The organism is Caulobacter sp. HMWF025 (assembly GCF_003060965.1).
In the GTDB taxonomy this organism is placed as follows: Bacteria; Pseudomonadota; Alphaproteobacteria; order Caulobacterales; family Caulobacteraceae; genus Caulobacter.
The window spans coordinates 22,259-29,282 of record NZ_QAII01000088.1; the positions used below are offsets into that span (position 1 = coordinate 22,259).

The 7,024-nt window shown below is 68.8% G+C and carries 3 protein-coding genes; all 3 read right to left on the reverse strand.

From position 1 onward, the window contains the following. Positions 1 to 48 precede the first annotated feature (48 nt). The 3 genes from DBR10_RS10460 to DBR10_RS10470 are packed head-to-tail and all read right to left on the reverse strand — an operon-like array spanning position 49 to position 6,765. On the reverse strand, positions 49 to 948 hold the full coding sequence (locus DBR10_RS10460; RefSeq protein WP_108504979.1) for a transglutaminase family protein: 900 nt from the start codon (positions 946 to 948) through the stop codon (positions 49 to 51). Beyond that, complete coding sequence (locus tag DBR10_RS10465; RefSeq protein WP_108556320.1) at positions 945 to 3,476, reverse strand: circularly permuted type 2 ATP-grasp protein; 2,532 nt, start codon at positions 3,474 to 3,476, stop codon at positions 945 to 947. The genes DBR10_RS10460 and DBR10_RS10465 overlap by 4 nt, the downstream gene beginning before the upstream one ends. Continuing rightward, positions 3,466 to 6,765, reverse strand: a complete 3,300-nt coding sequence (locus DBR10_RS10470) for a transglutaminase family protein (RefSeq protein ID WP_108556322.1) — start codon at positions 6,763 to 6,765, stop codon at positions 3,466 to 3,468. Before DBR10_RS10470 ends, DBR10_RS10465 begins: the two co-directional genes overlap by 11 nt. Between the last annotated feature and the right edge of the window lie 259 nt (positions 6,766 to 7,024).

Consider the following 7,024-nt stretch of genomic DNA (forward strand, 5'->3'; position numbering starts at 1 on the left):
TGGCAAGGATTGAACGTGCGGCGCCCTTGGGTCAGTCCAGCAGGAATTTCAGCCGATGCGCAGGGCCTGTTCCTCAAGGGGGATGACGTCCACCGCCACGTCGATCGTCTGGCCGCCCGGACCCAGAACCACACCGCCGATCGGGGCCACATCGGCATAGTCGCGGCCGACCGCCAGGATGATGTGGTCCCCGGCCACGACCAGGCCGTTGGTCGGATCAAAGCCGACCCAGCCGAGTGCTTCACCACACCACAGATTGACCCAGGCATGGGTGGCATCGGCACCCTCGAGCCGGGCCTTGCCCGGGGCCGGGATGGTCCGCAGATAGCCGCTGACATAGGCCGCCGGCAGGCCGAGGCCCCGCAGGCCGCTGATCATGATGTGGGCGAAGTCCTGGCAGACCCCGCGACGGGCCTCAAACGCCTGGATGGCCGGAGTGGAGACCTCGGTCGACTTCGGGTCATAGGCGAAGTCTGCACGGATCCGGCAGGTCAGGTCGAAAGCCGCCTCCAGCACCGGACGCCCGGGCGGGAAGCTGGCCGCCGCATAGGCGGTGATCGCGGGCTGCAGGGCGGTCATCGGGGTCGGATACAGAAAGTGCGCCGGCGAGCCGACATCCAGCCGGGTCGTGGCAAAGGCCTGGTCGCGCACGGCGTCCCAGGCCGGGCCGTTGAGCGGGCGGGGCAGGAGCGGACGGTGCACGTTGACCCTGGACCGTGCCAGGATCTTCAGCTCGCGATGTGGGGTTTCGATGGTCGCGGTGAGGACCACTTCGCCGAACGGGCCGATATGGCTTTCCTGACGGGCCGGGGTCGGGGTGATCGTCAGTTCGCTGTCCGTGACGGACTGATCCGGCCCCAGCCTCGGGGCCAGACGCAGCGAGCAGCGGGCGAAGCTGACCGGCTTGCCGTAGTGATAGGTCGTCAGATGGCGAAGTTCGTAGATCACGCCAGACCGCCCTGCTTCTTGGTGGGGGTCGCGTTGGAGCCCTGCAGGAAATAGCGGTCCGAGACCGCGTTCGACAGGGTCATCAGCATCTGCTCGAAGGTCAGGATCTCCGGCACGCCCAGTGCTGCGGCATCCTCGGTCTCGACAAGGCTGGCCAGGCGGATCAGCTGACGGCTGGGTTCTTCGGGCATGCCGTCGTCCTGCAGGGTCGGCAGGGCCGCCAGATGGGTCTTCAGGGTCTCGACCTGGAAGGCCACGGAGCGCGGATTGAACGGATCGAGGATGGTCAGGTCCCGCACCGGGGTCAGGGCGATGCCTTCCAGATAGCGCGAACGATAGGTGATCTGGCTGTCGACCAGATCCAGCAGCAGGTCCAGATCGTCGAGGGTGGCGTCCGGCCCGGCCAGTTGCCGGACGATGCGGCAGGTGTTCACCCCGCGCTCGATCCGCCGGCCCATGTCGAGGAAACGCCATCCGGCGACGCGGTTCATGTTCTCCTGCGTCAGGCCCGAAAGGGTGGCCAAGGTCTGCAGGGCGGCCTCCGCGCGGGCCAGGCTCTCGGCCTCGGTCAGCACGTCGTTCTGCCGGTTCCTGAGGCGGCTCTCGAGGTTCAGCAGCAGCTTCCAGAAGTCTTCCGAAAGTCGTTCGCGCATGCTGGACGCCGTCCGCCGCGCCGAGCGGATCAGGCTGACGACCGAGCCATAGGCGGCCTCATCGTGCAGGGCCGAGCAGGCGGCCTCGGTGACCTTGCGGCTGCCGGCCTCCTTGTCGATCGCGCCCCAGTCGATCAGCAGGGCTTGCAGCCGGCACAGGGTCTCGCCGCTGGCATGGAGGGCGGCGTCGGAGTCCATCAGGCTGGTCGACAGGCTGCGGACCAGGCGCAGGGTGGCCTCGGCCCGCTCAAGATAGCGGCCCAGCCAGAAGAGGTTGTCGGCGGCGCGGCTGGGCAGATGGCCCATGATCCGCCGCACCTTCACATTGTCGCGGTGGGCGAGCAGGGAAATGCTCTCGACCGGCTGGTCCGACAGCACCCAGACATCGGTCGCCTGGGCCCCTTCGCCCATCGAGATGGCGCGAGCGTCGCGCTGGTCGGACACGCGACAGAAGCCGCCGGGCATGATCTTCCAGCCGTCGGGCGTCGCGGCGGCATAGACCCGCAGCACGAAGGGACTGGGCTGCAGGGCCCCGTCGCGCCAGGCCGGCGTCGTCGACAGCCGCACGACCTCCTGGCCGACGAAGTCGAGCGGCCGCAGGTTCATGGCGGCCCGAAGATCGGCCTGCTCAGCCGGAGTCAGGTCGGACATCATCCGCGGGCCGCGCGCCAGGGCGGGATGGCCGGGACCGGTAAAGGCCCTGGCGATGGCCAGACTGTTGATCTGCTGCTCGACGATCCGGCGCTCGGCCGGCTGACCGCACCACCAGGTGGCGACATTGGGCAGTTTCAGCGGCTCGCCCAGCAGGTGGTTGCTGAGGGCCGGCAGGAAGCCGAGCAGGGCCCGGGACTCGATCAGGCCCGAACCGGGCATGTTGGACACCACCACGCCACCGGCCCGAATGGCCTCGAACAGGCCGGGGACGCCCAACTGAGAGGCGCTGTTCATTTCCAGCGGGTCGATGAAATCGGCATCGACGCGACGCCAGATGACATCCGCGCGCTTCAGGCCGGCGATGGTGCGGATATAGGCCTGGCCGTCGCGGACCACGAGGTCGTCGCCCTCGACCAGCAGCAGGCCCAGATAGCGGGCCAGATGGGCCTGTTCGAAATAGGTCTCGCTGAAGGGACCGGGGGTCAGCAGGCAGATTCGCGGGTCGCTGCGATGGGCCGAAGCGGCCAGCCCGGCCCGGAAGTCGCTGAAGAACGGGGCCAGGCGCTGCACGTTCATGGCGTTGAACAGGTTCGGGAAGGCGCGCGACAGCACCATGCGGTTCTCTAGCGCGTAGCCCGCGCCCGAGGGGGCCTGGGCGCGATCGTCCAGCACCCACCAGCGCCCGTCCGGGCCCCGGCCGAGATCGGCGGCATAGAGGTGCATGTGACGCCCGCCGCTGGGCGGCACGCCGCGCAGGGCGCGGACAAAGTCGGCACTGCCGGTAACGGCGGCGGCCGGCAGCCGCCCCTCGGCGACCAGCTTTCCTTCGCCATAGACGTCGTTGAGAACGGCCTCCAGCAGGGTGGCGCGCTGCTCCACCCCGGCCGCGATCCGCGCCCACTCGTCCTCACCGAGGATCAGGGGCAGGGGGCTGAGCGGCCAGGTGCGTTCGGTGTCGTCGCCATAGATGCGGTGCGAGACGCCCGAGTCGCGGATATGGCGGGTGGCGAGGGCGAAGCGGTCCTCGAACTCGCCCGACGGAAAGGCCGCCAGGGCGCCCAGGAACCGCAGCCAGGCCTCCGGCGTCGTCCCGTCCGGGCGGACCAGCTCGTCGGGCACCCCGGCCAGCGGGCGATAGCCGTCGAGCCAGCCCCGCAGGCGCGCCTGCGCTCCGCTATCCAGGAAGGGCTGAACTCGAAGGGCGGATCGCTCAGGGGGCAAGGGGTGTTCTCAGGTCCAGGGTCAGGGGAAACTCGCCGCTGCGGGTTTCGGTGGGGATCGTGATCGCGCCGGGCGTGTGGCCATGCTCCTGGAATCGGGCAAGCCGGCGGGCCTGGGCTTCGTAGGAGTTTACCGGGAAGGTATCGTAGTTGCGACCGCCCGGATGCGCGACGTGATAAATGCACCCACCCAGTGAGCGGCCGTTCCAGCGATCGACGATGTCGAAGGTCAGCGGGGCATTGACCGGCAGGGTCGGATGCAGGCCGCTGGCCGGCTGCCAGGCCTTGTAGCGGACCCCGGCCACGGCTTCGCCGGACACGCCGGTCGAGGTCATCGGCAGGGGGCGGCCGTTGCAGGTGATCACGTGGCGCTCTGGCGTGAAGCCGGTGGCCAGGATCTGCAGCCGCTCGACCGAGGCGTCGACGAACCGCACCGTGCCGCCCCCGGCATTTTCCTCGGCCATGACGTGCCAGGGCTCGAGCGCATGGCGCAGCTCCAGACTGACCCCGCCGTGCTCGACCCGGCCGTGGGCAGGGAAGCGGAACTCGCGCTGGGCCTCGAACCAGACCGGGTTGAAGTCATAGCCGGCCGCTCTGAGGTCCTGCAGCACGCCCAGGAAATCGGCCCAGACGAAGTGGGGCAACATGAAGCGGTCGTGCAGGGCCGTGCCCCAGCGGGCCAGGCCGCCGGTCTGGGGCTCGCGCCATAGCCAGGCGATCAGGGCCCGGATCAGCAGCTGCTGGGCCAGGCTCATCTTGGCTTCCGGCGGCATCTCGAAGCCCCGGAATTCCAGCAGGCCCAGGCGTCCGGCCGGACCGTCAGGGGAATAGAGCTTGTCGATGCAGATCTCGGTGCGGTGGGTATTGCCTCCGACATCGGCCAGCAGGTTGCGGAACAGCCGGTCGACCAGCCAGGGCGCGGGAGCCTCGCCTTCGCCCGGCTTGGGCACGGCCGCCAGCGCGATCTCCAGCTCATAAAGCCCGTCGTGGCGGGCCTCGTCGATGCGCGGCGCCTGGCTGGTCGGCCCGACGAACAGGCCCGAGAACAGGTAGGACAGTGACGGATGCCGCTGCCAGTAGAGCAGCAGGCTCTTCAGCAGGTCGGGCCGGCGCAGGAACGGCGAGTCCGGGGCCTGGGCCCCGCCGACCACCACATGGTTGCCGCCGCCGGTACCGGTATGCCGGCCGTCGATCATGAACTTGTCGGCCCCGAGGCGGGTCTTGCGGGCTTCCTCATAGACGCCGGTGGTGATGTCGACGGTCTCGCGCCAGGTTTTGGCCGGCTGGACATTGACCTCGATTACGCCGGGATCGGGGGTGACCTTGATGGTGTTCAGGCGCGGATCGTCGGGCGGGCTGTAGCCCTCGATGCGGACGGTCTGGCCGCTGGCGGCCCCGACAGCCTCAACCTCGGCCACCAGTTCCAGATAGTCTTCCAGGGTCTCGACCGGCGGCATGAACACATGGAGCAGGCCGTCGCGCGGCTCGAAGCTGATCGCGGTACGGACATAGCCGGACTTGGCCTTGATGCGGGCCTCGGTGGCAGGGCCCTTCAGGGTCTCGCCGCCCGGCTTGCGCAAGGCCTCATAGGCGGGCAGCGGATCGCGGGGCTCGAACGGGTCACGCGGCGTCAGATAGGGATAGTCGTCGTCCGACAGCACCGGCAGGGTATTGAGCGGCAGGCGGAAGCCGACCGGCGAGTCTCCCGGAGCCAGGAACATCCGGCCGCGCCGCAGGGACCAGGCCTCGGTCAGCCAGCCGCTGTCCTCACCGGTGCGCCAGCGGCGGATCGGCAGCACATAGCCCTTGGGGCGGGTCAGGCCATGATCCAGCACCTTCAGCAGACGGGCCCGCTCGTCGGCCTCGTCCAGGTCCAGGCCCTCGGCGTCGAAATTGTCGGGCAGGGCCCCTTCCTTGCCGATCCAGAAGAGCGGATCTTCGAAGGCGGTGATCACGCAGGCGGGATCGAGGCCGAGGTTTTCGGCAAAGCGCCGGGCAAAGCGGGCGGCTTCAGGATTGCCGGCCTTCGGGCCGTCCGGCGAGGGCTCGCGCGCCAGGCCGTCAGCATCCTGCCAGACCGGCTGACCGTCGGCCCGCCAGTGGAGGGCAAAGGCCCAGCGGGGCAGGGGCTCGCCGGGATACCACTTGCCCTGGCCGTGATGCAGCAGACCGCCCCTGCCGAACCGGTCGCGCAGGCGACGGATCAGATCATCGGCCAGACCGCGCTTGGTCGGGCCGACGGCGGCGGTGTTCCACTCGGCCGACTGGAAGTCGTCGATCGAGCAGAAGGTCGGCTCGCCGCCCATGGTCAGGCGGACATCCTGCTCGACGAGGTCACGGTCGACGGCCTCACCCAGGGCGTCGAGGGCCTGCCATTTGTCATCCTCGAACGGTCTCGTGATGCGCACCGGCTCGATCAGGCGGGTCACCGTCATCTCGAAGCCGAACTCGACATTTGCAGCGCTGACAATGCCGGTGATCGGGGCGGCCGAGCGGTAGTGCGGCGTCGCGGCCAGCGGAATATGGCCCTCGCCGCACAGCAGGCCCGATGTCGCGTCCAAGCCGATCCAGCCCGCCCCCGGCAGATAGACCTCGGCCCAGGCGTGCAGGTCGCAGAAGTCGACATCGGTGCCGGTCGGGCCGTCGAGGGCGGTGATGTCGGGCTTCAGCTGGATCAGGTATCCCGACACGAACCGGGCGGCGAGGCCCAGCTTGCGCAGGATCTGCACCAGCAGCCAGGCGCTGTCGCGGCACGAGCCAGAGGCCAGCTCCAGGGTCTGTTGCGGCGTCTGGACGCCGGGGTCCATGCGCACGAGATAGCGGATCTCGCGCTGCAGGCGGGCGTTGAGGTCGACCAGGAAATTGATCGTGCTGGGCGCGCTGTCGGCGAGGGGCGCGACATAGGCGTCGAGGGCCGCACTGTCGTCATCGACGACAAGGTAGGGGGCCAGTTCCCCGGCCAGTTCGGCGGGATAGGCGAAGGGCAGGCCCTCGGCATAGGGCTCGACGAAGAAGTCGAACGGATTGATCACCGACATCTCGGCGGTCAGGTTCACCTCGACGCAGAACTCGGTGACCGTCTCGGGAAAGACCAGCCGCGCCAGCCAGTTGCCGAAGGGATCCTGCTGCCAGTTGATGAAATGCTGGGCGGGCGTGATCTTGAGGGCGTAGCTGGGAATGCGGGTGCGGGCATGCGGGGCCGGGCGCAGGCGCACCACCTGGGGGCCCAGTTCGACAGGCCGGTCATAGCTGTAGCGCGTCACATGGTGCAGGGCGGCGGTGATCGACAAGACATTCTCCGTGCCGGCCATCAGGTCGGCGCTTCATGAGGGCGATCCATGCGGCGCGATGGCGCTCCCCTTGGCCAGCTCCAGTAGGACCCTTGCCGTGCGATCGACAAGACTGCTGCTGCGGCAGGCGCTGCAAATCCGCCCGGCGTCCGAAATTCGGGCCGCCGACGCTCAGGCTACGGGTGTGTCGCGCTCGGTCGAATCGACCTCGTAGGCCCACACCCGGAAGCCATTGAGAATGTGCGGGCCAAAGGAAGTG